The organism is Paraburkholderia sp. BL6669N2 (assembly GCF_003387275.1).
Classification (GTDB): Bacteria; Pseudomonadota; Gammaproteobacteria; order Burkholderiales; family Burkholderiaceae; genus Paraburkholderia.
In genome coordinates, this window is sequence record NZ_QUNA01000002.1 from 434,486 (window position 1) to 459,798 (window position 25,313).

The 25,313-nt window shown below is 59.2% G+C and carries 18 protein-coding genes and 2 pseudogenes; 11 read left to right on the plus strand and 9 right to left on the minus strand.

The annotated features are described in order from the left end of the window. Positions 1 to 276: 276 nt before the first annotated feature. Positions 277 to 1,134: pseudogene (locus B0G80_RS24540) on the minus strand (MBL fold metallo-hydrolase). Between the two features lie 992 nt (positions 1,135 to 2,126). On the opposite strand from B0G80_RS24540, the gene B0G80_RS24550 reads away from it, so the two are divergent. From B0G80_RS24550 to B0G80_RS24585, 7 genes and pseudogenes are all read left to right on the plus strand, one after another. Continuing rightward, on the plus strand, positions 2,127 to 4,469 hold the full coding sequence (locus B0G80_RS24550; protein ID WP_116120358.1) for a bifunctional diguanylate cyclase/phosphodiesterase: 2,343 nt from the start codon (positions 2,127 to 2,129) through the stop codon (positions 4,467 to 4,469). Positions 4,470 to 4,828: 359 nt separating this feature from the next. Continuing rightward, positions 4,829 to 5,117: pseudogene (locus tag B0G80_RS24560) on the plus strand (DDE-type integrase/transposase/recombinase); the annotation flags it as partial. 1,063 nt (positions 5,118 to 6,180) lie between these two features. After that, entirely contained in the window at positions 6,181 to 8,463 is a 2,283-nt protein-coding gene (locus B0G80_RS24565) for an alpha-amylase family glycosyl hydrolase (RefSeq protein WP_220377489.1), read from the plus strand. Positions 8,464 to 8,699: 236 nt separating this feature from the next. Next, complete coding sequence (locus B0G80_RS24570; RefSeq protein WP_116120360.1) at positions 8,700 to 11,231, plus strand: S9 family peptidase; 2,532 nt, start codon at positions 8,700 to 8,702, stop codon at positions 11,229 to 11,231. A 14-nt stretch (positions 11,232 to 11,245) separates the two neighbouring features. Beyond that, positions 11,246 to 11,644, plus strand: a complete 399-nt coding sequence (locus B0G80_RS24575) for a hypothetical protein (protein ID WP_147309906.1) — start codon at positions 11,246 to 11,248, stop codon at positions 11,642 to 11,644. 291 nt (positions 11,645 to 11,935) lie between these two features. Continuing rightward, positions 11,936 to 12,163: a hypothetical protein gene (locus B0G80_RS24580; RefSeq protein WP_116120364.1), complete on the plus strand. Its 228-nt coding sequence runs from the start codon at positions 11,936 to 11,938 to the stop codon at positions 12,161 to 12,163. Position 12,164: 1 nt separating this feature from the next. Beyond that, positions 12,165 to 14,189 carry a YcaO-like family protein gene (locus B0G80_RS24585; protein WP_181920054.1) on the plus strand — a complete coding sequence of 675 codons (2,025 nt, stop codon included), beginning with the start codon at positions 12,165 to 12,167 and terminating at the stop codon, positions 14,187 to 14,189. Between the two features lie 47 nt (positions 14,190 to 14,236). On the opposite strand, the gene B0G80_RS24590 is transcribed toward B0G80_RS24585, so the two are convergent. Then, entirely contained in the window at positions 14,237 to 15,067 is an 831-nt protein-coding gene (locus tag B0G80_RS24590) for a hypothetical protein (RefSeq protein WP_147309907.1), read from the minus strand. 695 nt (positions 15,068 to 15,762) lie between these two features. On the opposite strand from B0G80_RS24590, the gene B0G80_RS46040 reads away from it, so the two are divergent. Beyond that, the gene (locus B0G80_RS46040; RefSeq protein WP_181920056.1) at positions 15,763 to 16,302 is read left to right on the plus strand and encodes a hypothetical protein; all 540 of its coding nucleotides are present in this window, start codon (positions 15,763 to 15,765) and stop codon (positions 16,300 to 16,302) included. Between the two features lie 259 nt (positions 16,303 to 16,561). Here the strand turns inward: B0G80_RS46040 and B0G80_RS48185 are convergent, their stop codons facing one another. Continuing rightward, positions 16,562 to 16,900 (minus strand): integrase core domain-containing protein, encoded by a 339-nt coding sequence (locus B0G80_RS48185; RefSeq protein ID WP_181920057.1) that lies wholly within the window; start codon positions 16,898 to 16,900, stop codon positions 16,562 to 16,564. 125 nt (positions 16,901 to 17,025) lie between these two features. Between B0G80_RS48185 and B0G80_RS24610 the strand changes: the two genes are divergently transcribed. Continuing rightward, on the plus strand, positions 17,026 to 18,402 hold the full coding sequence (locus tag B0G80_RS24610) for an IS30 family transposase (protein WP_116120371.1): 1,377 nt from the start codon (positions 17,026 to 17,028) through the stop codon (positions 18,400 to 18,402). A gap of 194 nt (positions 18,403 to 18,596) precedes the next feature. Here B0G80_RS24610 and B0G80_RS24615 read toward each other — a convergent pair whose 3' ends face one another. Beyond that, complete coding sequence (locus B0G80_RS24615; RefSeq protein WP_116120373.1) at positions 18,597 to 18,803, minus strand: DUF6494 family protein; 207 nt, start codon at positions 18,801 to 18,803, stop codon at positions 18,597 to 18,599. 1,332 nt (positions 18,804 to 20,135) lie between these two features. Then, positions 20,136 to 20,570, minus strand: coding sequence for a phosphate-starvation-inducible protein PsiE (locus tag B0G80_RS24625; protein WP_116123699.1), 435 nt, complete (start codon positions 20,568 to 20,570; stop codon positions 20,136 to 20,138). 266 nt (positions 20,571 to 20,836) lie between these two features. Between B0G80_RS24625 and B0G80_RS47140 the strand changes: the two genes are divergently transcribed. Both B0G80_RS47140 and B0G80_RS47145 read left to right on the plus strand, forming a co-directional pair. Then, positions 20,837 to 21,049: a lytic transglycosylase domain-containing protein gene (locus tag B0G80_RS47140; protein ID WP_258879016.1), complete on the plus strand. Its 213-nt coding sequence runs from the start codon at positions 20,837 to 20,839 to the stop codon at positions 21,047 to 21,049. A 21-nt stretch (positions 21,050 to 21,070) separates the two neighbouring features. Next, positions 21,071 to 21,238 carry a hypothetical protein gene (locus B0G80_RS47145; RefSeq protein ID WP_258879017.1) on the plus strand — a complete coding sequence of 56 codons (168 nt, stop codon included), beginning with the start codon at positions 21,071 to 21,073 and terminating at the stop codon, positions 21,236 to 21,238. 121 nt (positions 21,239 to 21,359) lie between these two features. Here the strand turns inward: B0G80_RS47145 and B0G80_RS24635 are convergent, their stop codons facing one another. From B0G80_RS24635 to B0G80_RS24650, 4 genes are all read right to left on the minus strand, one after another. Further along, entirely contained in the window at positions 21,360 to 22,388 is a 1,029-nt protein-coding gene (locus B0G80_RS24635) for an alpha/beta hydrolase (protein ID WP_116123700.1), read from the minus strand. Between the two features lie 50 nt (positions 22,389 to 22,438). Continuing rightward, positions 22,439 to 22,864: an organic hydroperoxide resistance protein gene (locus B0G80_RS24640; protein WP_116120377.1), complete on the minus strand. Its 426-nt coding sequence runs from the start codon at positions 22,862 to 22,864 to the stop codon at positions 22,439 to 22,441. 291 nt (positions 22,865 to 23,155) lie between these two features. Continuing rightward, positions 23,156 to 23,731 (minus strand): TetR/AcrR family transcriptional regulator, encoded by a 576-nt coding sequence (locus B0G80_RS24645; protein WP_116120379.1) that lies wholly within the window; start codon positions 23,729 to 23,731, stop codon positions 23,156 to 23,158. 157 nt (positions 23,732 to 23,888) lie between these two features. Continuing rightward, entirely contained in the window at positions 23,889 to 25,109 is a 1,221-nt protein-coding gene (locus B0G80_RS24650; protein WP_116120381.1) for a cyclopropane-fatty-acyl-phospholipid synthase family protein, read from the minus strand. Positions 25,110 to 25,313: the final 204 nt, after the last annotated feature.

The following is a 25,313-nucleotide window of genomic DNA, read 5'->3' on the forward strand; positions in this document are numbered from 1 at the left end:
TCGCGCCTCTTGCCATCGCGTGCATGCCTTCCATGCGTATGCGCCAGAGGGCTTTCGGCTTGTGCCCCATGATCGCGTCTGGGCGTCCGGCCGCCCATCCCTTTACAACATTAGTTGAAATCACTCAGCGAATAACAAATTTAATTACCGGCGCGACTGCGATGCTTACAAATTTAGTTGAAGGCGGATCTGCGTTCTGGGCCTCATGCAGGGGTATGCAGGCGATGCTGCGGTCGCACAAGGATGATTACAAAATTAGTTGCGTGAGCGGCCACTTCAGTCTTGTCGCATGCGAGCAACCAATGCGAGCAAGCGCGAATTCATTTCCTCGGCCGGCAATTGCGCGAACCAACCGTGACCGGGAAGCAACCATTCGAAGCGATACGTGGCCAGCCTGCTCAGCGAATCGGTGAGCTCCGTCCATCAGTACCAGCACGCGGCCCTGAACGCGACGAGTTCCTTCTTGAGTGGGCTCCAGGCAAGTGAATCACCCGAGAACATCACGCGATCATCAAGCAGATACACGACGCTACCCCGAGTGTGTCCGGGTACAGGGATCGCGCGAACGTTCATCGCAATGTTCATTGCTGACCCGTCGTCGAGCAGATCCGTAGCATATGGGGCAGCCGACGCGTCCTCCCGATGAATCCAGACGCGAGCACCGAATCGACGCGCGTATTTGTCAGCGTCTGCGACGTCGTCACTATGCGACAGCAGAATGTGCGCAATACCACCGGCGCCGTCAAACCATTTCACCAGCTCCGCCGCATAGCGAGGGGAGTCGATCAGCAGATTGCCTTCCGGACGCGATGCAAAATAAGAATGTGCTCCGAACGACGACCGCGCGTTGAATCCACAGCGCCACACGTGCGAGGTGATCTGCTGTGGAAAAATCGCTGCGTTCGGACGAGGCTGTTTTGTTTCACTGCGTACCGATGCCGTAGGACACACAAGCATCGCACGCCAGGCATCAAGTTGCTCTTCTGGCGTCGCCGGCTGCCGAACGAAGACACTCTTGTCGTTTCGTTCAACAATCAGCTCTGGCGCGACGTGACGTGATGCACCGCAATTGATGCACGCAGTATCGATGTACCACTCGCCTGAAACAGAGTCGGTATTACGTATGGGCTTCATTTGGTGCTCCCTGGCCGATGTGCACATCAGCCGGCTCGACGATCGTCCGCGTGTCGCGGTTCCCGGAGGGTTGTTACGACCATTAGGCTACGATGACCCACATAGTCCATGCCTGGTTTTCTGCAGCCCGTGTTGGTGTTCCCCAGCCTGACGCGCGCTCTTTCGGTAGTCAAACTGCACTTACCGCGCCCGATGCCCGAATCCAGCTTTCAGCGCGTCTACGACGAGTTGCACCGCTGTGCGCGTATGTGTCCTACCTGCTTGTGATGGCCGCGCTATTGCTTCCGGAGCCTCGATGCAAAGACCTGTCCGGCGTCACTGCCAGTGCGCACACGGATGTGGAGGAAGCTAACTGCGTTTGCACCCTGACGCGCAAGCTCCGCGGTAATGGGTGTGTCCGGCCCCGTTCAGCAGGCGTGTGCGAAGGTTCGGCGCGCGTGAATTGGCGCCTTCCGGGAGGCAAAGGAAGTTGCTGATGGCAGTGCGGTCAATATTGTGCACCTCATATACAAGAACAATCGATATGAGTTTACTTGGCCCTTTCAGGACGTTCAAGGGCCACTGGAATTTCATTCCTCTGCGCGAGGACCCCACGAGTCGGCCGCTGCTGCTTGTTGTGCGGGGCGAAATGCTGGCGAATACCCTTAAAGCGAATGTCGTCCGCGCTTGCGCGCTCGGAATCGCTCAGGCGGCCTCCCGGACCGCCAGCCTTCGTCCTGTTCCAGTCGTGCCAGCCCGGTCGCTCACCACGAAACCATCGAACAGGCAAGGGGTAAGGATTTTGCCAAATGTGCCGATATAACGCGGAAGGTGTCGCCGAATCACGAAACAGCCGCTCCATTCATCTGCAGGGACGTCGTACTCCGCCTATACCTGCAGTATCGGGCTCGCCAGTCCAAGGTATCATTCCGTCGAACTGGGCAGCGCGTGCTAACGAAGCGCTTGTTTGTCTTCGCACTTAGGCCAGGCTTTCCCGAGCATTTCCGAAGACCATGATTCGAGTCGCAACGTCCTTTCTTACAAAACCGGCCCTGTTCGTTTTCGCTGGGATTGCAATCGCGCTAGCTACGACCGGCGTGACGGTAGTCTCGCTGTACGAAATGAGATCGGACGCGATGACGCAGGCGCGCGATGCCGCACAAAACCTCGTGATCTCCCTGCAGAAGGAGACGGAGCGTAATCTCGACATCTATCAACTCGCCATGCGCGAGGTCGAGACAAGTATCGAGACGCCCAGCATTTACCGTCTTCCCCAAGATGTCCGGCAGCTAGTCGCTTTCAGCACGGCTAGCAATGCAAAGGAACTGGGCGCTTTGTTCGCCACAGATGCAGCAGGCAATCTGATTCTCGACTCCCGTTCCGTTCCGCCGCGGAAGATCAATGTGAGCGAGCGGGATTACTTTCAGGTTCAGCAACAGAAAACAGATGCTGGCTTGTATCTCAGCAAGCCTTTCCTGCCGCGCGCGGGCGATCGGGAACAACCGCAGATCGCGTTGAGCCGGCGACTTGAGGATAAAGAAGGCCGGTTCGCCGGCATTGTCGCCGGTACCCTCCGGCTAGACTATTTCCGCCGGTTGTTCGAAGACTCAATACTCGGTCAGCATGGCACCATTACGCTGCTGCGCACAGACGGGACGGTCCTGATGCGGCAACCGTATCGCAAGGACGATATCGGCAGTTCGCTCGCTGGCGGCCATTCGTTTCCGCCACTCGTGCAATCGGATCACGGAACCTACGTCGACATTGCGGTACTCGACCACGTTGAGCGGCTGTACAGCTTCAGGCGGACCGGCAGCTACCCACTGGTCGTCGTCGTCGGGTTCGCGACTGAGGATATCTATGCAGGATGGCGCAAACGAGCGACTGCCATTAGCATCGTCACTTTAATTCTCGATGTGCTCTTCATCATGTTGTCACTGATGTTCAGCGGACAATTGCGCAAGAGACTGGCAATGGATCGCCGGCTGCAGAGGCTGGCGTGGTTCGATTCGTTAACGGGCTTGCCTAACCGGGCGCAACTCCAGAGAGACGCACTCCGCGTTCTGACGGACGCCGGCCGGGATTCGTCGAGTTTTGCGACGCTGTTTATCGATCTGGACCGTTTCAAGCGCATCAACGACACACAGGGGCATGCCGCCGGCGACGAGGTGTTGAGCGCGATCGCAAGTCGTCTCCGGGATCATGTCCGGGGTGAGGACGTGATCGGCCGCCTCGGCGGAGACGAGTTTCTCGCCATATTGCAAAACTGCGACGCACTCGGGGCCACCCACATAGCCGGACGCATTTTGCAAGCGGTAGATCAGCCTATCGTCATCAACTCGAAGCATGACACTAGCCTCACGATCAGCGCGAGCATCGGCATCTCACTCTATCCGCACGACGGAGAGGACAGCGATACCCTGCTGCGAAACGCGGACATGGCGATGTACCAGGCGAAGAGCGCGGGACGTAACCAGGTGCGTTTCTACGCTCCCGAGTATGAGCGCCAGGCCAGAGAACATCTCGAGCTGGAAATCGCGCTGCAACGTGCCTTGAAAGCAGGTGCACTGAGTGTCGTCTACCAGCCCAAGGTCGATGTGACTGGAGCGCTGCACGGTGCCGAAGCCCTGGTGCGGTGGTCCAACGATAAGCAAGGGTTCATTCCGCCGGATCGCTTCATCGCCATCGCCGAAGAAAGCGGTCTGATCGCAGAGGTGGATGCATGGGTGCTCGGCGAGGCCTGCCGCCAACTTGCCGAGTGGCGGGCAGGTGGCATCGATGTGCCGAACATATCCGTGAATGTCTGCGCCGCCGACTTCAAGCGTCCAGATTACCCCGCCTTTATCGCGCGCACTCTGCAGGCTCATGGCCTGGATCCTGAAGACCTGATCCTCGAAATGACCGAGCGAGTCCTGTTTGACGAGTCGGCCGATGACATTCGCCCGTCGCTCGATGCGATACATGCCCTGGGAATAGCGCTGTCGATAGACGACTTCGGTACGGGCTACTCGTCCCTGAGCTACCTCCACCGGTTCCCCATCAAAGAACTGAAGATTGACAAAAGCTTCGTGCGGGAGATCGGGGTCGACGCAATGGCACAGTCTCTGGCACAGGCTGTACTGAACATTGGCAACGTGCTAAAGCTGACTGTGGTCGCTGAAGGTGTGGAAACGCAATCGCAGCGCGACTTTCTAAGCGACCATGGCTGCCATTTGTATCAAGGATACCTTTTCTCGCCGCCGTTGCCGCCGGAGGATTTTGTGCTCTGGATACAAGCGCATCGGCAGCGAACGTACACACGCGGGCCGACCAGTGCTCACAATTGGATGGAAAGCCGAAGCGCGCAGGTAAGCTGATTCGACGACCGCCGTTATGACGGTTTGGCGGCTATCCTACTGTCATCCGATCCGACCTGCTGACGGTCACGCTGATCCTGATCAGCGGTGCGGATGACTGGACGTCCCTCTCGAGATGCGAGCGTTGGCGCGATACACTCGTCGAGCCGTCGCTGGCGCAGTGCGACGCGTGCGAGCCCGAGCGCGGCGCGCGCATCGTCCGGCGCTACGGCTCTTGTTCATCACGTCATCTTAGCCGACCAGTCCGCGAACGTGACAACGCCAAATACAGTGGTGACTTCACCGATGCCGCCCATCTCGCACAACTGCTGCGTCTTGGACTATTGCCTGAAGGCTACATTTATCCAGCAGAAGAACGCGAGACAGTAACCATCGATAAAAGCGGCTCTAATCTGGCTGCGCTGCACGCGGTGAACGCCGAGCGAGAGACGCCCATCACGATTCGTCAAGTCAAGTACCTGAATAACGTGGTCGAGCAGGACCATCGGACCATCAAACGCATCACCCGACCGATGCTGGGCTTCAAGGATTTCCACTGCGCGCGTCATTCTGAGTGGCGTCGAATTAATGCATATGATCAAGAAAGGGCAGATGAAATGTCGGGGCGAGACTCCGCTGTCTCCCGCACAGCAGTTCTGCTCGCTCCTTTCACAAGCAATCCTCCTCATATCACCGCTGCTTGACCCGTTGACCTTACTGCGACAGAGCCCTATTTTGTGCACTCGTCAGTAAGCGCTCCTCGATGATGCATCTTGCGTCACCAATGAACCTGTTTGGTGCGCTTTTCCCGGCACATTTCTGAATTAACGATCAACAACGCAGTGGTAAGCAGACACATTGCTTGCCTAATTCATCGCGGCTTGGCGCGTATGTAGTGTTGGCTGTGAATCAGTAATAAACGGCTTATCGATTGCGGCCTTATCTGGATAAGACCGACTAACAGATGTCGGATTTGGACGGCATATTTTCATTCGATCCGAATCCAGACACCTAAACTTCAAATCGAAATGTGGAGGAAGGTACTTTGGCCAACGATGGAGCCTATCTACGAGCGGAAAGAAGTCAAAACTGGTTTCCATGACCAACCTGTCAACTGAGGTGGACAAGGCTGTACGTTTGGCCACTGAGAGCTTGAAGATTGATGTCGAAGGGAAAAACGTTCTGTTCAACTGGTAGATTCTGGGTCGCTGGCTGAGGGAAGCCAATCTCAGGAAGGCGGAAGAACTTTCGAACGAAATCGCTTCAAAGTTAAAGGAAAAAGGCATCGTCGCTGAACCCTTGACAGTCATGTTTGAAAACAAGGCCTTCAGTGGCTTCGTCGACAAGGTCGCTGCCGAAGCACCATTCAGAGAGCTTTGATTCGCGTATGAAAGACGGAGAGGGACATGAAGGCAATCGCTGAGGAATATGTGATTGTCGAAAAGATGAAGCGATCAGTTGTTGTACACCGCTTTGCCAGACGCGTAACGTCCACTAAAACGTCGTCTGAATTCGCCCCTGTGTGATGACGTATCACATGGCGGACGCGCAACGCGCAGCATCAGGGCACGCTCGGCGGTGCAGATAAATCGGTCGCTCAGCCAATCGCGGTTCTTTCTATTAGCGCGAGGAACAGATGCCGAGCCGGACCGTAAAATTTGAATATCATCCGGGCCTGTCCACCATCCACTTTGACGCTGTTCGGCTATGCGGAAAGTGGGACGGCGGGGGCTTGCCTTCCGCCGCCTGGTCGTTGCAACCGATGGTTCAGGTAAGCGAACCCGGTGGCCCACCATACTGGAAAGCGGAGGCCACGTTCATTCCCGACGCCACCGGCGCGACTCTGGACTGGGGTGTGCAAACCGATGGCCCCGCCGGAGCCGGCGTCTGGGGCATCGCCGCCGAGGTCGACGACGTGGCGTCGACCGACCGCACATTGTCATTCACGCTTCAAGACAACACAGGTCCGCAGCGGTATTTCCTGACCTGGTGCGGGCTGCTTGGCACGAACCGTGTCTCGTCCGACACGGGGTTGACCGATGCGGCTCGCTTCAGCGTCTGGGCGCCGAATGCGCAGAGCGTGTCGCTGATTCTGGCCGACCCTTCGACGGGCTACGTGGCGGACGACGGAACCGGTATCGTGCAGACCATCGCGATGACGAAGGGCAGCGATGGCATCTGGAGCACCCATGCGCCAGCGACGCAGCGGCGCAATTCGCTCCGCGCGATGCTCGGGCAGACGTACATGTTCAAGGTCGTCAAAGATGACGGCTCAAGCGCGTACCGAACGGACCTTTGGTCGCTCATGCAAATCGGGGCGGGGGACTTCGATCCGAAAGGCAGTCGTTATGCCGGGCCACCCGAGCAACTCGACGGGCCGCAGAGCTGCTCGGTGGTATGCGATCCATCCGTCGTGGTGCTCGCGGGCGTGCCTGAGGTTCCCGCCTCCGGGTTCTGGTCCGGCGAATTCGTCCCGGGCCGGCCGATGCCCGCCAGCATCGACGATCTCGTGATCTACGAACTGCATGTCGGCGCACTTGGATTCGGTCGCGCCGGTCCGGGTACGCTGGACGATGCTACGGACTTTCTGAATCACCTCGATACCCTAGGCGTCAACGCGGTCGAATTGCTGCCGATCGCCGAGTTCGAGACCGCTGCGAATTGGGGCTATGGAACATCGCACTTCTTCGCGATCGATCAGGCGGCCGGCGGAACGGACCGTCTGAAGGCCTTCGTGAAGGCGTGTCACCGTCGTGGCATCGCCGTGATTCTCGACGTGTGCTACAACCACTTCACACCGGACGCGGAACGCGCGCAATGGGCCTACGACTCGAACGATCCCACGAGGAACATCTACTACTGGTACGAAGGGCAGCCCGGCGATTATGCGAAGCCAGACGGTGGCTACATCGACAATCTATCGAGCGGCTGGGCGCCGCGTTTCGATCAGGAAGCGGTGCGCCAGCTCTTCATTTCCAGCGCAGCCTTCCTGGTCAGCGTGTGTCATGTAGACGGCTTTCGGCTCGATCAGACCAGCAGCATTCATCAATATCCCGTGGTGCATGCTACTCAGCGGCGCGCCGATCGCGCTGCGGCCTTCGGCGTGAAGTTTCTCCGGCAGTGGACGCGCACGATGCGACTGGTCGCGCCGCGCCTCTTCCTGTGCGCCGAGGACTACTCCGGCTGGAGTGCGATGACCGAACCCAGCCTTACTGGCACCGGCATGGGTTTCGATGCGACCTGGTATGCCGACTTCCATCACAATCTGGTGGAGTTCAACGGAGGCGGTTATGCCGAGCTGCTAAAGGAAGCTGGCTATGGGGACGACCGGCTTCTGCAGATGGACCGCTTCGCCGACACGCTGCGCGCCAGCGGAACGCTCAAGATCGTGTATCACGAATCGCATGATGATGTCGGCAACCGCGAGGGGTCGGCACGCACGATCGTTACCGCAGTCAACCACGCGCCGCTGATCGGAGAGACGCGCAAGTGGGCGGAGGCGCGGGTGCGCTACGCAACGGCGATGTCGCTGCTGTCCGCCGCCACGCCGATGTTTTTCATGGGGGAAGAGGTCGGCGCGGCGAAGCCGTATCGCTACAACGACTTCCTCGACAACCGCGAAGACATCCGGGGACTCGCCGCCGGCGACGGAGCGAAGTTATTCGCCTTCTATCGGCAGATCGTCAACTTTAGCGTTAGCCGCGATGCGATCCGCTCGCGCAACATCTTCGTTTCCGTGGTCGATGATGCCAGTCGCGTGCTCGCGTTTTATCGCTGGAACGATGATGAAGCGTATCTCGTGGTCGGCTCGCTGAACAACCGGCCGTTCGTGCCGGGGTATGTGCTGCATGACGATCGCCTGGTCAACTTCGTGTGGCGCGAGGTGTTCAACAGCGACTCGCTAGACTTTGGAGGATGGAACGTCGGCAACGCCGGGGCCGCGTTACAGGCAGACAACGGCGCGCTGCGCGTGACGATCCCGGCGTGCGGGGTGATCGTCTTTCGCAGAAGCTGACTCGATGAGGCCGGCGAGCGGGTTTGCCCAATGAGACCGGTCACCGCCGCTTCATCGGCCGAACTATCTTGGGACGCCGCAGATAGAGGACCCGCTTAAAAAAAGCGCAGCTTTTCACGTTTTGTTATTGCGGTTTCGACGGTGCACGCTTTTGCGCCTTCTCAGGCGGCGTGCAGATTCACGCGAATCACGACACGAACAGCGCGGGGAGAGCTTCCGTGCATTGGAGATCTGCAATGGCCGAAGTCCCGACAAAAAGACTGGAACTCGAAGACAATCGTTTTCTCTCTCCGCCAGTTGTCCAGCAGACACTGTACCAATGCGCGGTGGCGGTGTGCGTCATTGGGTACGACGTCGATGCAAGCCTCGATGTGGAGGTCAACGGTACCGTCGTGGTGAGTGGCGCGCCGGGCGGATTCCCGCAGCCGCAGGGTGCAGTGATCAAATTGCCACAGCCTCTTGTGGCAGGCAATGTCGTGCGGGCGCGGCAAACTTCGGGTGGCGTCACGAGTGGCTGGTCATCGGCATTGACCGCGCGCGATCATACCGTGGACTTTCCCGATGGGCTGCCACGTCCGGAGATCAATCCCGCGCCTGTCTACCGATGCGGCGCGCGTACAGGCGTGAGCAATCTATTGGCTGGCTGCGATGTGTGGGTCACGGCAGATGGCGCGCAAGTCGGCAAAGTCAGCGGAGCCGCGCCCCACCAGGGAATCGACGTGACGCCCGACTACGGGTTGCCGTCAAGCGTGCGCGCGTGGGCGTCATTGTGCAACGACCCCAGCCCGCCTTCGGCGGCATTCAATATCCAGGAGCCGCCTGACCCGCTGCCTGCACCTGCAATCGATCCCGCCTATGAGGGTACGCGACAGATTCGCGTGACGAACCTCGTCAACGGCGCGCGCTTTGAGATCTCGCGCAATGGCACGTCGCTTGGCGTGTGGCGCACGTGGGGATACGCCAGCCTCGTCAATCTCGGCGCTCCGTTGAGTACCGGCGACACGTTGACCGTGATTCAGCGCATGTGCGCGGGCAAGCCCGCGAGCCCGCCCGGTGGCGTGACGGTGCGGCCGTGTTCGGCACTGTCAGCGCCACAGGTCTGGCCCGTGCAGGGAGGCGACACGTTTGTCGTTGTGACGCAGATGGCCAGCGGGGCCACCATCAAGGTCTATGTCAACCATGTGAAGGCGGGGGAGAGCGGCGGACCCATCGTCGTGTTGAAAAAGCCGTTGCAGCACGGCGATGTCGTCGATGTAGTGCAAACGCTTGGCCAGTGCGTCAGCCAGTTTGCGCAGGAACTGTTCGCGCAATGTGTGGCACCTCCCGCAGGTGCTGATCCGGCCGGGCTCGACCTCTTTCCGGTTGGATGGCAGGAATATGACGGCGGTACGGTGTCAGTCAGTGGCAACACCCTGCATGTGCGGGGCAGCGTGTATTTTCCCGCCGAGGATGACGGCATGCAGCAGCCGTTCAACGTGCGCCGCCGCAAGGGCGGTGCGTCGCCCATCGTATTTCTGGCTCACGGCAATCACTCGCCCGCGGACCCGAGCTATCGCGGCTATGACTATTTCCAGCAGACGCTCGCGCAAATGGGCATCGTGGCCGTGTCCGTCGACTGCAATGAGCTTAACGGAAACACGTCCGGCCCCAACAACATTCTCGATCGCGCTGATCTGATCAATGCGTCGATCCAGTACTTCACTCATCTGAATGGAAGCGATCCAGCTTTTAAGCACACACTCGACTTTTCGAGGACGGGCTTGATGGGGCATTCACGTGGCGGAGAAGCGGTGATCGTCGCGCCAGGACGCGCCACGAAACCGGCGGGTACGACGATAGTCTGCGTGCTGTCGCTCGCTCCGACTGACTGGGGTGCGACGAGCGGGCCGCCAACCGGGTTTGAGTTTCTGACGTTGCTGCCCGCGGCCGACGGCGATGTCACCAGCAACGACGGAGCGAAATACTACGACCGCTGTCGGCCGCCGAAGTACAAGTCGCAGTTGTACGTCGACAAGGCCTGTCACAATTACTTTAACCGGCAATGGCTGCAAAACGACAACGGAGGCACGCTGCCGACCATGTCGCGGGCCGACCACGAACGCACACTGCTGTCCTACGGCTGCGCTTTCTTTCGCGATGTGCTGGCGGGGCAGGCGACGGTCGGTTTTCTCGTCGGTACTGAAGTCCCGCCGGCGGGGCCCACATCAAATGTTCATCTGGCATTCAAATGGGCTAAGGCTACGACTGTCGACGACCATCAGGATGGCAACGGCATCGGGCTGAACTCGATGGGGCAACCCACGTCGCAATCGGGACTGGTCGCCGACGAGTACGACTTCAGCCAGACAGGATCACATCAGTTCAACGGATCTTTCTACGGCGACACGATTGGCATGGTGGCCGTGCCACGCAAGAAAGGCGCGACTTTCCGCTCGCAGCTCAAGGGCAAAGGCCCGGGCGGGAACAATGAAATCTGGATTCGCGTTGCGGATGTGTTCGGTGGGCAGTTTCCGGGCGCGGCAACCGGTTTTCAGCTCGGCATAGAACAGGTCGGGGGCACAGTCACATGGGTCGATTCGGACGATGTCGGTGGCATGCCGCTGCCATTCGATCGTGGCACACAGACGAAGAGTATACTGTCTACGCTGCGATTTCCTTTGCGCTGCTTCGGATTGGCAAAACGCGGTAGTGAGGTGCGAGCGATCGTGTTGCGCTTCAATCGTGCGGTACCCCGCGCGCTGGCATTTGACGACCTGCAGATAGTATGAACGTGGAGATAAGAATGGCAACCGGTAACGACGGCGCTTCCCGTGAAAAGCTCCAGCATGAATCTCCCTTCAAAATGCCATCTCTTGAGGCGGCGGTGGCTCGTCGTGTGCGCAGCGACAAGACTCGCCGATTTGTTCTGGACGGCAAGGAAGAGTGGGTCCACGAATGGATCGAAATCGATGCCGAGCTGAATGAGGATTTCCCAATTGCAGGCGTCGGGCCTGTGCTATGGGTCGGCAAGACGCCGCTAATCGAGAGCGAGCGCCTGGCTGGGGGACGCTATCGCTTCTTTGCGCCCCCGGATACGAGGATAAAAGAGGACGGGAAGCTGGGGCTGGGCCGCGCGGGAACGGCGGTCCCCCATATCGAGCAGCGTAGTCGCATACGGCTTGCGTGGGAGAAGGCCGAATAGCGGGCGATATTGTAGAAGCGATGACTCGACCCACTGCGTAGGCCGAGGCCTTATTTAAAAACGAACCACTCGCGACGTTTACGTTTATAGAGCGCCGCTGCTCTCGTTAGAAATTGCACAGCTACGATCGACGCGACAACCCGGCATTTGCACTCAGTTTCTCCGGCCGCTTGCTGCGCCCCATCGGGTCTTGATGAATTAGGACTGAGTGCTGCGAGGCTCACTGGCCGGGTCATAGAAATTGTTCATGACCGTATTCGCGGCTGGTTCTATTTACAAGGAGAGCCTGCAATGCCTAAAGACTTCGAAATCGAAAAGCTCGTTGACTCGTTGGCGACGATCAGCAGCATCATTTTCCATCGGCTGCACTGCATGGAATGTAACCAATGCGAGCCTTGCGGCCCAGCCTTCATGAAGGCGCTGAACACCCTGCGCGAAGCGGGCAACGTTCAGCACACGATGGGTGCGGCTGCGCCGGACGTGGGTCGAGATGCCGGAACCAGTGCCAAAGGCGAGTAACTTGAACCTGGCACCGGCGCTTCGCGTGGTGGCTACGTGCGGCGGCGTATTCGTTTCCACATCGAGAGGTTGTTTTCGACTCAAGGGGGCGTCGGCAACCTCGCTGGTTTCAGTGATCTTGCCCGCGCTCTACTCAGGAGACCAAAGACGTTTGCCGGACAGTGTTTGCGGGCTGGAGACACAACTGCTTGACGCGGGCATTATCGAGAGTTCAGGGAGGGCAAGGACAACGTTCAAAGAATTTGCCGGAATTGCGCGCGTGTCCATCAGCAGACAAACGAACCTTGCCCGGCAAGTCACAGCGCTGCTCGCGACCGCAGGCATTGAAATTGGCACACAGGTCCGGAATGGCGATTTCGTCGTTTCGGACCTGTCCGATCTCGATGACGACGAGTCGCATTGCATTGCCAAAGATTTGCATCGACGCGGCTGCCCTTCGATCTCCATCTGGAGAAGAGGCGCGGAGACATTCCTGGGGCCAGTCACGGCACCGGGATGGTCCGCTTGTTGGCATTGCGCGCGCGAAAGACTGGCCGACTCGTTGATCGATGACATTGGCGGGGTTGCCGACGATCCGGCGATCGCAAGGGCCGTCGCCGACAATGTCATCCTCGCCATTCGCTACCCGGATGTCGCGGGTTATGGGTGTCTGGTCGCAAAACACGAGTCGACCACCCTGCATGCCATTTTGCCGATGCCTTGGTGCGCGACGTGCGGCGGCAAGATGGCGTTGCAGCGATGGGCACCGATTAACCACTCCATGCTGGTCCCCGAAGCGTTCCGGGCGCTTGCCGACCGGCGCGCCGGCGTGGTCCGGCAACTGTTCGTTTTTTCGGGGGACGGCAGCGACACGCCCGCCTTGCCTATTTGCGCTAGCGCTTTGATGGCTCAGCCTGCGCGCCGTCGAGTTGAAAAAGAATCCATCCTTCAGGGAGAGGGAAAGGGATCAACGCAAGAGGAGGCGTTGCTGGGCGCGATCGGCGAGGGCGTCGAGCGCTATGCGGCATCGCTCTGGAATCACGCTAATTTGACGAAGGGCTCTTTTAACGAACTTGGCGATCGAGCATTTGATCCCGCATGGCTAGTGCTGTACGACCGTGAGCAGTACGCCCGGTCCAACTTTGCCTTCCAGCCGGCCGATTCCAACTCGCCGATGCTATGGGCGACGGGTCATTGGCTGGATACGGGCGCTAAAGTGCTGGTTCCGGCGCAAGCGACTTACATCAACTTCGCTGGAGACGAACCGCCCATCGGCCAGACCACAAGTAACGGACTCGCAGCCGGGATTTCATTTAACGACGCGGCCTTGCGTGCGGTTTATGAGTTGATCGAGCGGGACGCCTTCATCCTGCACTGGTTGGCCGGGATGAAGGGGCAACGTGTTGATCCTGCTGACTGCGATGACGTCAGTCGTAATGCGCTTGACGACGTTCGGAGGCTCGGCGCGCACATGGAGTTGTACCTCCTCGATTGCGATACCGGCTATCCCACAGTGGTCTGCCTTGGCTTGGGGCACGGCGTTTCTTGGCCGGGCGCCACGATCGGACTGGGAACGCATGCCGACATCGATATCGCGTTGCGCAAGGCCGTACTTGAACACGGGCACTACGGCGCGTACATGCGCAGGTTGACACGCGAAGGACGGCACCAACACGTCCGTACGCCCGAAGACGTGGTGGGCAGTCTGGACCACGGGCTGTACTACTGTCACGTCGATAACGCCACGGGTTTGGACTCTCTGCGCCACGCTCAAGTCAGGGTAACCCTGGCGAACTTACGCAAGAGGTATCGTGAAGAGTCGAACCTGACGGCCTGCGTTGCTCGATTGTCGGCCTGCGGAATTCGAACCGCGGCAGTTGACGTCACGACACCGGATCTGGCCTTAGCGGGGATCTGCGTCGTGCGTGCATTTGGAACCTACATGCAGCCGATTCACTTCGGATTTGGCTACGAGCGGCGGAATAACCCGAGGCTAGAGGCTCTGTTGAAAGGCCCGATCCAGACGATCCCGCATCCGATTGCGTGAACGCGCCACTGGAACGGAAGGGCTTGCAGAAGTGTCTCCGTTGCGTCTCATTTGACGGGTCCAAACGGACTCGCTAGCGAATTGGTTGTTGGAGCGGCGACAAAGCCCGCGTCGTTGGCTTTTTCCGGCACGACTGCAATCTCCGAGATCCATACGAACGGCGGTCCTTGTTTGGGATCGCTTGAATTGCTAAGCAAAGTTCGTTGCCCGGTTTGCGGGTCGATTCGGAAGAGCAGGGTGGGGTCGGCGGCTGTGCTCGCGGGATTGCCTGCGCCGACAATGATTCTTCCCGCCCGCGCTTCCAGGGCAATACCGGAGAGGCGCGACCCCAGCGGTGCTTGCGCGGCATTGTCGAAATCACTGAGGACAGCACGGTTCCCGGTGTTGGGATCAATTCGCAGAAGTCGATTTTTGGGGACGGGCGAGATTGCCGACCCGTGCGAATCGACCAGGATCTGGCCAGAGGTCTCGACGGCAATGCCGGTTGAAGGTACCGAGCCGGTGGCACCCTGTGCCGGGTTGGTGAAATCGCTGAGCAGCGATCGTTGGCCCGTATTTGAATCGATCCGGTACACGTCCCCAACGTCCCGGCCAGCGCCGACGGGGACGAACCACGTGACGCTTGCGACGATCGTCCCGGTTTTCTCCAGCGCGAGATCGGTAAAGTACGCGACACAGCAATTGAACACGTCGCCCTGAGCGGGGTTCGTGAGATCGCTGACCACAATGCGGGTGCCCGTCCGTGTATCTATGCGAGCGATCGACCTCGGAGCGCCGCCGAATTGTGGTTGCGCCCAATTTGTCATGAGACGCCCGGACGCATCGACCGCCGAGCCAAAGACGTCTCCACGAAATACCCCGGCAGTGAAATCGCTCACCAAGTCCGGTTACCGGTGCGCGGATCAACCGCGTAAACGCCGGTAGTGGCAGCGGTGACGAATATCTGTCTCCGTCCTATTGCAACGCCCGCGAGAAACGATCTGTCCACAGGCCCTTCTGACGGATCTAGAAAGTCACTGATGACGGTGCGTACGCCCGTCTTGGGATCGACAACAAACAGCTTGCCTGCGCGGGCGTCAACCACCAGGATATCGCCTCCACGGATCGTGGCTGCCTGGGCAAGGTTGCCCGCTAGCAGAATGACGCAGAGTGCCCCGAGCCAGGCGTGAAGAAAGCGCCGGCAAGAAACGCGACATGCTTTTTTTTGATCTGACCTGGCCATGCAATGGCTTGGAACTGTGGTCCACTTTGTCGCGTTTGCCATCGCTATTCTCCCTTTTGAAGCAGGGCGCGTGAAAGCCTGGATCGAACAACGGGTCCGGTCTTCGGTTTTAGTCGCGTCGAAATCGTGCGTTGATTCAGTTTAGGCGATCAATGTTTTTCCACACACCTTTGACCAGTTGTTGCCTCATGAAAAAATCCGCCGACTGAAGTGATGGGCGCCGACCAAGCTGTTGCCGGTCAGCCAAAGCGGTCCAAAGCTGGCGATTTTCGTCCCGACCCAGGCACGCGTGTTGCGACCGTCACCACTACGGCGGCGAAGTAGCCGCACTGCGATTGGGAGGACACAATCATGAGACAAACCGTTTTAGGCGTGTTCGATAGCTACTCCGACGCACGCTCGGCGCAGCGGACCTTGGGCGGAGCTGGCGTGGCGCAAGCCGATATTTCTACCTACTCGATGTCAGTTGACGCACCCGCCGAAAAGGGCCACGTGTCTATGCACCGGCCAATGGCGATTTGCGCCGTCACGACCCGGTATTCGATCAACTCGAGCAATTGTTCGCGCGGCTCGCAGCAAGTCGACACGATGACTCACGAGGGGCCGGTTGCGAGCACGACGCGTTCGTCGGACATCACGAAAAGTCCTGCCGTACAGCGCGACGCGTCGCAGGTACCGGCAGCGCCGGGATCATTGGTAAACGATGAATCCACGGCGGGAGGAACCGTCACGCGGACCACTGCCTTTTCTTCCACCGAACCAAAAATGGCCGCTGGAATGCAGCAGGTGATGACGCATACGGAGGGGCTCCAACCGACTGAAGCCGTGGGCAACCGCCAGCAGCTATCTGACGTTTCCGACGCAAGGCTCACGCGGGCTCTGTCAAGTTGAAGGCCGTAGACCATCTGAGTGGCTCAAACATAGTTATCCTTATCAGATAACTTTCCCGACTGCTGAAGAGACGGTCCAGGCCTGCCATGTGGCAAGGCGATCTTTGAGTATGGCGCGATGAGATACCGCGTTCATCTGATGTATGGGCAACGCGAAGTGCTGCCGGATCACGCCCTGAGGCAGTCCGTCAAGGTTTTTGAGGGGGAAGTTGTTGCTCTCTGAGGTTGACCCGGTTCGACGGATAGATTTGCAGTTGAGTTCAATGCGGTGTGGCACCTCCCGATAAGGTCGAATCGCGGGTTGTCCACGGCCGGGCGGCGGGTCGCCTGTCACGACCACGACGCTGCCCGGCGGTGGGCAACCCGCGCGGCGATAAGCTTTGACCTTGCGCATGCAGGTTTTCGAACTCGAGCGGCGAACAGTAGCCGATGCTGCTATGCAGGCGGCGTATGTTGTACCAGCTCTCCAGAAACGAGAAGAGGCGCCGCCGTGCCTGTTCGTGGGTCGCGAAGTGTTCGCGACAGAGCAGTTCGGCTTCGAGTGTGCCGAAGAACGACTCGCACATCGCGTTGTCATAAGCATCGCCGGCCGTGCCCATCGATGGCTGTACGCCTGCTTCGCGGCAGCGCCGTCCGAAGGCAATGGACGTGTATTGGGCGGATTCAACCGGTCGTCGCAACACCTTTAATCGAGGAGGTGTTTATGGGACGACCAGCCGGGTGGATGCAGAAGTTGACAGGGCGAGGAGCGATGCGCTCGCCAGGTGCGCCGTCGCATCGGCGTGAGATCGAGCGGCGATTCTGGAAGCAAATCGCAACAGGCATTACAAGTGAGAAGGCTGCAGAGGCGGTTGGCGTGTCGCAGGCAGTAGGCTCCCGCTGGTTCCGCCATAATGGTGGCATGCCACTTTCCATGTCGAGCCCAATATCAGGACGGTACTTGTCGCTCGCGGAGCGAGAAGAGATTGGACTACTTTCTTTCCAGGGTATCGGGGTCCGCGAGATTGCTCGCCGTATCGGACGCAGCCCATCAACGGTCTCCCGGGAACTGACACGCAATGCTGCAACTCGTAGCGGCCGGCTTGAGTATCGAGCTTCGGTTGCGCAGTGGAAGTCGGAGTTGGTTGCCAAACGACCCAAACCTTCGAAACTGGTGACTAACCCACTGCTGCGCCACTACGTGCAAGACCGTCTGGAGGGTAAGGTTCGCGCCGCTGATGGCCGCGCGATTTCTGGGCCCCGGCAGGCGCCGTTTAAAGGGAGAAACAAACCGCATCGCGGTGACCGTAAATGGGTCAATGGCTGGTCGCCCGAACAGATTTCCAACCGGTTGCAGATCGACTTCCCGGGTGACGAGTCCATGCGCATCTCTCACGAAGCCATTTACCAGGCTCTCTATATCCAGAGCCGAGGTGCTCTCAAGCGCGAGCTGGTCAGCTGTCTGCGCACGGGGCGGGCGTTGCGTGTGCCGAGGGCCAGGGCACAAGCCAAGGCATGGGCGCACGTTAGCGAGGATGTAATGATCTCCGGCCGCCCGGCGGAGGCAGAAGATCGTGCTGTGCCGGGGCATTGGGAAGGTGACCTGATCATCGGCCTGAACCGGTCTGCGATCGGAACGCTGGTCGAGCGATCAAGCCGATTCACCATGCTTGTCCACCTGCCTCGCGAGGAAGGCTATGGGCTGATTCCCAGGACAAAGAATGGCCCTGCACTGGCTGGCTACGGAGCTATCACGATGGCCAACGCACTCAAGAAGACCGTTACTGACATGCCTGCCCAACTGTGGCGGTCATTGACCTGGGATCGTGGCAAAGAACTATCCGATCACGCCCGCTTCACGGTCGAGTCCGGGGTGAAGGTCTTCTTCGCTGACCCGCACAGTCCTTGGCAGCGCGGAACAAACGAGAACACGAACGGCCTTTTGCGGCAATACTTTCCAAAGGGCACAGACCTATCCCGGTGGAGCGCTGGAGAGATTCAGGCCGTTGCCAATACGTTGAACGCCAGGCCTCGGAAAACGCTCAACTGGCAGACGCCTGCTGAGGCTCTGGACGAGTACCTAAAATCTGTTCAACAATCTAGTGTTGCATCGACCGGTTGAATCCGCCGGGTAAAGCCGACGTTCGAATGCCCGAACGAGAGCATGGTCGAAGGGGCAGTAGATGGCCCGGTGCCTGCCTTTAGCGACAGCGCTCCGTCGCGGTTGACGTCGCCGAAGGCACATTGGTTGAAAAACCGTCGCGAACCGTTGCCGATAGTCGTCGCGGCTGCCGTGCAGAAAACGTCATCCCGCACTTACTGGAGCGTGATTTCGCCATCAAACTCCACTTTCAGCTTGAGCCCTGCAACTTCCAGCGTTACTTTTGCGGGAAACGATTCCGTACCTGCGATGGTGCCGTCAGCAAGGGCCTTGGCTACCGCGTGCTCGATCTCGCGCTGCGAATTGACGCCAACCATTTTTAAGAACTTGCGTATGCTGAGGTTGAAGACTTCTTCATTCATTGACAGCTCCCATTTTCCGATGAAGGAGAGATTCCCGACAGTGAAGTCAAGCCCAGCCGGCGGGCATCGACATGCTATCGAGAGCAACTGCCCCCGATGACGATGGCGACGATCTTGTCGCCGCCGAGGGTGGGTGAGTTCGACTTCCGCATTCACTGCTCCATCGGCGAGGGACGTGATCTTGCCGCCACGTTACGCGACTGCTACGCGGCCTGAGCTAGTTCAAAAGGTGAGCGCGGCAGGGATTCGCCATCCACGAATGCAGTGGCACTGCGCGCGGCAAGCGCGAAAGCGCATTGACTCGCGAACTCTCCGAGATTCCCGAGTGAAGTAGCTTCACCGCCTTCCGCTAAGATTGATGCACACGCTACAACGGCTTTGCCATGCTTCGTGACGCAGGGCTGAATTACTGCGCCGTGGTGATATAGAACCATGGCAACTCCTCTCATTGATGTTCGCGGAATCGGCGATGGCAGTTTAATGCCCATCTTGGTCAATGGAAAAATGTTACCTTTCCTCGCAGGACGCATAAATAATACATAAAGGCCAATTGGTTTGGCGGGAAGTAATTTTTAGCCCGTTTGCCAAAGGGGTTCTGATGGCCAGCCGATTACCACGTGCCCCGCTAACCCTTCCCTACGTGGGATGGTTCCGCGTCGCGGCATGCCGGAGCCTTTGGCCCGAAGTGAACGTCATACGCCACATCAGCTCTCATTTGGCAACGTCAAGAAGTCACGGGTTACGCATGCAACGCCTTGGCACGCAACACGTCATCATGATCCAGGGTCGACGCGCCCGGAACGTACCCTCGGGATTTGTTCGATCAAATCGTTCAACGCGATGATAGACAGTTACACCTGCAAGGAACTCAGCCGGTTGACACCACAGATGGGAGGTAACGAAGGGGGGCAATGAGTGAATCGTTGATGGGAACTTTGATCGGTTCGTTGGTGCTAGTAATTGCGGCGATTTCCATGGTAAGCCACTATCGTCGCGAACATCGTCGCGCTCAGTCCCGACTTCAGCCGATCGCGTAACCATCCCAAAGTCGAAATTCATAAGCGTTCTTTGAAAACTGCGCGTCCAAAATAAAATGCCAGTCGCACAACGACGGACTGGCTTTCTTCGCGCTCAAGTATCGGGCGTACTTCGCCCGCTCGATCCATATAACCGCGACGCCACTCCCGCGTCAGTCCCTCGCGCAGAGTAAGCGCAAAGTGGCCGTCTCTCCGGCACCCTTCACACCGCGACGCACCCGCGGGCGCGGACATGCATACCTCGGTGAAAACGACGCGGAGTTGTCCCGCGACTACCGACATCTCCAGTGCCCGCTTAACCCGCCTCCTCGTCAGGCCGTTCGTTGGTATCGCTTGGATACTTGCACTCTCCATAACGAATCAACAGCACACCTAGAGCTATCAGCAAGATGGCGCCGGCCGAGGCGACAAGATGCAGCTCCGTATTCGCGCCAGCGCGCAGGATCACGTCGCGCGCGATCGAGACCATCGCTATGTAGAGCGGAAAACGCACCGGCAATTGCCCCGCCTTCAGGTATTGCCCGACCATGGCGAACACTTCGAGGTATAGAAACATGAGCAGCAGATCGGTCAGTGTAACGTCGCCGGAGTCCGCCATGTTCCAGATTAGGTGCCCCATCGCCAGGGCGGTCCCGATGCCGATGACCAGCAAGCCGACCAGTTCGGCCATCTCTATCACTTGCTCGAGCCGCCTCTTGATGCTGTGGTGCAGAGCGCCTTCATACTTCATGCACATTGCTCCTCGTGGGGTTGGAATGGTATTGGCACGTAGCGGCTCGTCGGCACCAGTGCACCGAGTGCTTGCCACGCCTGCAGCGGACGCAGTGTGACCGCGCAGGGCGTGCCGTTGAGAAAGAGGGATAGTGACCAGTGCCGATGGACGCAGCACAGATTGCGGGCTTCACGCGGATCAAACGGGCAGCGCCCATTTGCAGCTGTCTCCCGCTCTTTGGGAAACGACACCCGAGGCGCCGCTATGTAACGTAGCATATTGGCGTGGCGCACAGCTGCGTCACAGAGTCGCCACAGGTTTGGCATGTATCGGGATTCGACCGTCAGACGATCAGCGCGGCTGGTGCGAAAGGCCTCATGCAGGTTCTGCCGACCGCCCATCCGCAGGTGGTCGCGCTGAACAAGGACTTGTCCGACCCCGCCGAGAACGTGCGCATCGGCTCTTCGATCCTTCGTGGTTATCTCGACGCGCCGTAAGGCGATCTGAATCTGGCATTAATGCGCTACAGCGGCGGCAGCAAGGGCTACGCGCGTCGCGTCGCGCTCAGTATGCGGCAGTTTGCGATCGGTCTGCGCAGGGGGGGGAGTCCCTTTCCCGCGCTGCTCGACCTGCATTTACACGATTTCCAGGCGCGGCGCCGGATTGTCTCCCAAGGCGTCGAATGATCTGACGCATGCGTAACGCGGCTTCGTTGTTCGCAGGCCGTGGGCCGTAGCCTGTGGGTTGTCGTGCCAACCGCTGCGCAGTGGCACTTCGCTACCGCACCGCGATCGGGGTTATGTGCAATTACTGCAATCGCGTCTTCAACTCATTCGCGAGCTGGCGAATCGCGGCTTTTGTCTCCGCATCTTCGGCGAGCGCGTTCAGCAAACCGAAGTCGTGGATGGTGCCGTCATAACGGATCGTCGCGGCTTCGTTACCCGCTGCGTCGAGCTTGCGGCCGTAGGCTTCACCCTCGTCGCGCAGCACGTCGAACTGCGCGACCTGAATCAGCGCTGGCGGCAGGCCCTTCAACTGATCCACCGAGGCACGCAACGGCGACGCGTAGATCTCGTTACGCTGGGCCTGATCCGTCGTGTAGGCATCCCAGAACCATTTCATCATGGGGCGCGTCAGGAAGTGGCCCTCCGCATAGGCGTTGTAGGATCCATCGTCGAAATTGTTATCCGTCACCGGCCACATCAAGCCCTGGAAGCGGATCGCGGGACCTTGCCTGTTCTTCGCCATCAGGCTGACGACCGCGGCCATGTTGCCGCCGACGCTGTTGCCAACCACCGCAAGGCGGCTACCATCCACGCCGATTTCGCTGCCATGGGCAGCAACCCACTTCGTGGCGGCATAGGCCTGATTGATCGCGACCGGGTAATGCGCCTCCGGCGACGGCGTGTAATTCACAAACACTGCCACCGCGCCGGATTGCACGACGAGGTCGCGCACCAGACGCTCGTGCGTCTGGAAGTCGCCGAGAATCCAGCCGCCGCCGTGGAAGAACATGAACACCGGCAGGGTGCCCGTCGCTCCTTTAGGGCGGACGATCGTCAACGGCACGGTGATGCCGTCCTGTTCGATGGTCTTGCTGGATACGTCGATTCCGGACAGATCGACCTTCACGCCGTTTTGTGCGTTGACCAGCACCTCACGCGCCTTCGCTGGCGACAGTGTGTTGAGGGCTGGCCCCGTGCCGCTGTTCAGCGCCTGGAGGAACTGGCTCGTCACGTGGTCGGGCGTAGCGGGCGCCGCGGAGTTCGCCGCGACTGCAAAAGTAGTGCTGGCAGCAAGGGTGACTGCAACCAGCAAGGGCTTGAATGATTTCATGGCGGATGTTTTCTTCAGATCGGGTTGGAGGATGGCCGTGACGAATTGGATCAAACGAGGGTGAGCGTGACGTCCATGTTGCCGCGCGTAGCGTTGGAGTACGGGCAGACGATATGAGCCTTGTCGACCAGGGCCCGCGCCGCTTCGCGCTCCATGCCGGGCAGCGCGATCTTCAGTTCGACCTCGATGCCGAAGCCGTCCGGGAGGACGCCGATGCCGACGCTGCCGTCAATCGAGACATCTGCGGGGATGGCGATCTTGTCGCGGGCCGCGACGAACTTCATCGCGCCGAGAAAGCACGCGCTGTAGCCGGCGGCGAACAGCTGTTCGGGATTGGCGCCTTCACCGCCTGCCCCGCCCAGTTCCCTGGGGGTAGTGAGCCTGAAGTCGAGCTTGCCTTCGGGGACGACGGCACGGCCGTCGCGACCGCCTGTCGCGTGGGCGTGAGCGCGATAGAGGACTTTTTCGAGTGACATGGTGATGTTCCAATACAAAGGTGTGGTTGAGGAAATAGTCGACTGTGCTGTTACGCATGTCCGCCGTCGGTCAATGCGCAGGCGTGACCACGCCCGGCAGTACAAAGACCGCCAATCAGTTTCGTGTTCATGGTCATTGATTCACCCACGTAAATCTACCGATAGATAGACGAAGTGGCGAAGAGAGATATGATGTCCTCGCTTTCCGTCTGACCAAGTCTATCTACCCAAAGATAGATAGACGGCCAATTAAAGAAGTGAATCACTACCTCACCTTACAGCTTTACTGCACTACCGCTTTACCGCACTTACTTTCAAGGTAGCCTCGATATCTTCGAGCCGGGCCTTCGTCTTAAACAACCGGCTTGCCAGTACACTGCCCTGATAAGCTGCGAAGAGGGCGCGCGCGGCATTTTCCGGTTTGCCGTTGACCGTCAGCGTACGCTCCTGCGCACCTTGCACGAGCACTTTCGCCAGCCAGCTTTCGTTGGCCTTGAAAAAAGCCTGTATCGCATTCCGGATGTTGTCCGGCAGCGATTCGATGTCGGCCGCGAGCATGCCGCACAGACAAATCTGATTGCCGTCCCCCAAGGTCCTACCAAACAACTTCGTGTACTTGCTGAGCTTCTCATCGGCCGGCAATGCGGCGTCGATTGCCTTGACGGTATTGATTACTTCGCTGCTGTACTCATTGACCGCTTCAAGTACCAAATCGTCCTTCGACGGGAAGTAGTAGTGGATACTCGACGTCTTCACGCCGACCAGTTCCGACAGATCGCGGTAGCTAAAGCCGTTGTAACCGCGGAGCATAATCAGTGTGATTGCGTGGTCGAGGATCTGCTCGCGTACTGTCGATGTCGTGTCCATAGACTTAACTTTATCTACTGATAGGTAGTTAGTCAAGGGGGATTTTCCAACTGTGTCGTTTTCAGAGCTCGATGGGTCGGAAAGGCCGCGTGCCCGCGCCGTCGTTCTCGTGCACAGTGACATCGCACGGCCGCGTGTATCGACGCGGGGCAATGCGCTAGCGCGGCAGCGTCTGCTCGTACATGTATCGGCGCGACCACGGCAGCGTCGTCGCGCTGCGCCCCGCCTTGCGGCAGACGATCTGGTAGATCGACACGTCGTCGTGCTCAAACGCGTAGGCGCAACCCGCCAGATAGACGCGCCAGATGCGGAACTTCACTTCATCGACGAGCTTTCTGGCCTGCTCGGCTTGCGCCTCGAAGTTCCCGCTCCAGGTGTTGAGCGTGCGGGCATAGTGTCGCCTCAGGTTCTCGATGTCGACCGCCTCCAGTCCGCCGCTCTGCAGCGCGTCGAGTGCGACACTGATGTTCGGTAGTTCGCCGTCCGGGAACACGTAGCGGTCGATGAACTCGCTGCCGCCGAGGCCGGTCTCGCGACTGCCCGCGCCGGTGGACGTGATCCCATGGTTCATCGCGATGCCGTCGTCGGTAAGCAACGCGCGGATCCGAGAGAAATAGTCAGGCAGATTCCGGCAGCCGACATGCTCGAACATGCCGACACTCGTGATGCGGTCGAACTGGCCCTCGACGTCGCGATAGTCCTGCAGGCGGATGTCGATGCGGTCCTCGAGTCCGGCTGCTTTCACGCGCGCAGCGGCGAGATCGAACTGGCTCTGCGAAAGCGTGATACCTACACACCGCGCGCCGAACTTCTGGGTCGCACGCAGCACGAGCGCGCCCCAGCCGCAGCCGATGTCGAGCAGGCGCTGTCCGGGCTGCAACTGGATCTTGGCGAGGATGTGGTCGATCTTCTTGAGTTGGGCGGCGGCGAGGTCTTCGTCGCCGTTCTCGAAGTACGCGCACGAGTAGACCATGTTTTCGTCGAGCCACAGTTGGTAGAACTCGTTCGAGACATCGTAGTGATATTGGATTGCCCGCTTGTCGGACCGCCTCGTGTGAGTCATGGCGCGCACCGCGCGCACAGCAGAGAGGGTGTTCGTCACGGTGCTACGGGCGAGGGCGTAGCCGATGTCGATGATGTCCGTGAGTTTGCCTTCGATATCGATCTTGCCGTTCACATATGCCTCGCCGAGATTGTCGAGACTCGGATCGAGGAGCAACGGCAACGCGGATGCGCTTCTGACGTTCAGTGTGACATGAGGCTCGGCGAACGTGCCAAAATCGAAGTGCTCACCATTCCACAACACAAGGCGCGCTGGAAGGTTTGACGTCGACCGTACTTCCTCCGACCAGCGGGCCAGTTTTTTTTCAAAAAGCATCGAGGTTCTCCTTTTTCCGTTGTAGCGATTTCAACCTGGCCGTCGATCGGGCACCGAGCGCGAATAGGCGAGCCGCGGGTGCCGCATGCGAGCCGGGCGCGTCCTGTTCACGCGGCGCGAGAAGTCTGGACATTCGGCGCCCCGATCCGCTGTCCATCCGATCAACGGAGACCAAAGGAGCAGAAGCCGGCCCGTGTAGTCTAG

What these genes read in the sequence shown, in the direction of transcription:
- B0G80_RS46040 (WP_181920056.1), top strand. Translation starts at nt 15,763, where the DNA reads ATGAGACAAACCGTTTTAGGCGTGTTCGATAGCTACTCCGACGCACGC.
- B0G80_RS24550 (WP_116120358.1), top strand. Translation starts at nt 2,127, where the DNA reads ATGATTCGAGTCGCAACGTCCTTTCTTACAAAACCGGCCCTGTTCGTT.
- B0G80_RS48185 (WP_181920057.1), bottom strand. Translation starts at nt 16,900, where the DNA reads ATGGGCACGGCCGGCGATGCTTATGACAACGCGATGTGCGAGTCGTTC.
- B0G80_RS24570 (WP_116120360.1), top strand. Translation starts at nt 8,700, where the DNA reads ATGGCCGAAGTCCCGACAAAAAGACTGGAACTCGAAGACAATCGTTTT.
- B0G80_RS24645 (WP_116120379.1), bottom strand. Translation starts at nt 23,731, where the DNA reads ATGGACACGACATCGACAGTACGCGAGCAGATCCTCGACCACGCAATC.
- B0G80_RS24625 (WP_116123699.1), bottom strand. Translation starts at nt 20,570, where the DNA reads ATGAAGTATGAAGGCGCTCTGCACCACAGCATCAAGAGGCGGCTCGAG.
- B0G80_RS24615 (WP_116120373.1), bottom strand. Translation starts at nt 18,803, where the DNA reads ATGAATGAAGAAGTCTTCAACCTCAGCATACGCAAGTTCTTAAAAATG.
- B0G80_RS24580 (WP_116120364.1), top strand. Translation starts at nt 11,936, where the DNA reads ATGCCTAAAGACTTCGAAATCGAAAAGCTCGTTGACTCGTTGGCGACG.
- B0G80_RS24610 (WP_116120371.1), top strand. Translation starts at nt 17,026, where the DNA reads ATGCAGAAGTTGACAGGGCGAGGAGCGATGCGCTCGCCAGGTGCGCCG.
- B0G80_RS24640 (WP_116120377.1), bottom strand. Translation starts at nt 22,864, where the DNA reads ATGTCACTCGAAAAAGTCCTCTATCGCGCTCACGCCCACGCGACAGGC.
- B0G80_RS24575 (WP_147309906.1), top strand. Translation starts at nt 11,246, where the DNA reads ATGGCAACCGGTAACGACGGCGCTTCCCGTGAAAAGCTCCAGCATGAA.
- B0G80_RS47145 (WP_258879017.1), top strand. Translation starts at nt 21,071, where the DNA reads ATGCGCTACAGCGGCGGCAGCAAGGGCTACGCGCGTCGCGTCGCGCTC.
- B0G80_RS24650 (WP_116120381.1), bottom strand. Translation starts at nt 25,109, where the DNA reads ATGCTTTTTGAAAAAAAACTGGCCCGCTGGTCGGAGGAAGTACGGTCG.
- B0G80_RS24635 (WP_116123700.1), bottom strand. Translation starts at nt 22,388, where the DNA reads ATGAAATCATTCAAGCCCTTGCTGGTTGCAGTCACCCTTGCTGCCAGC.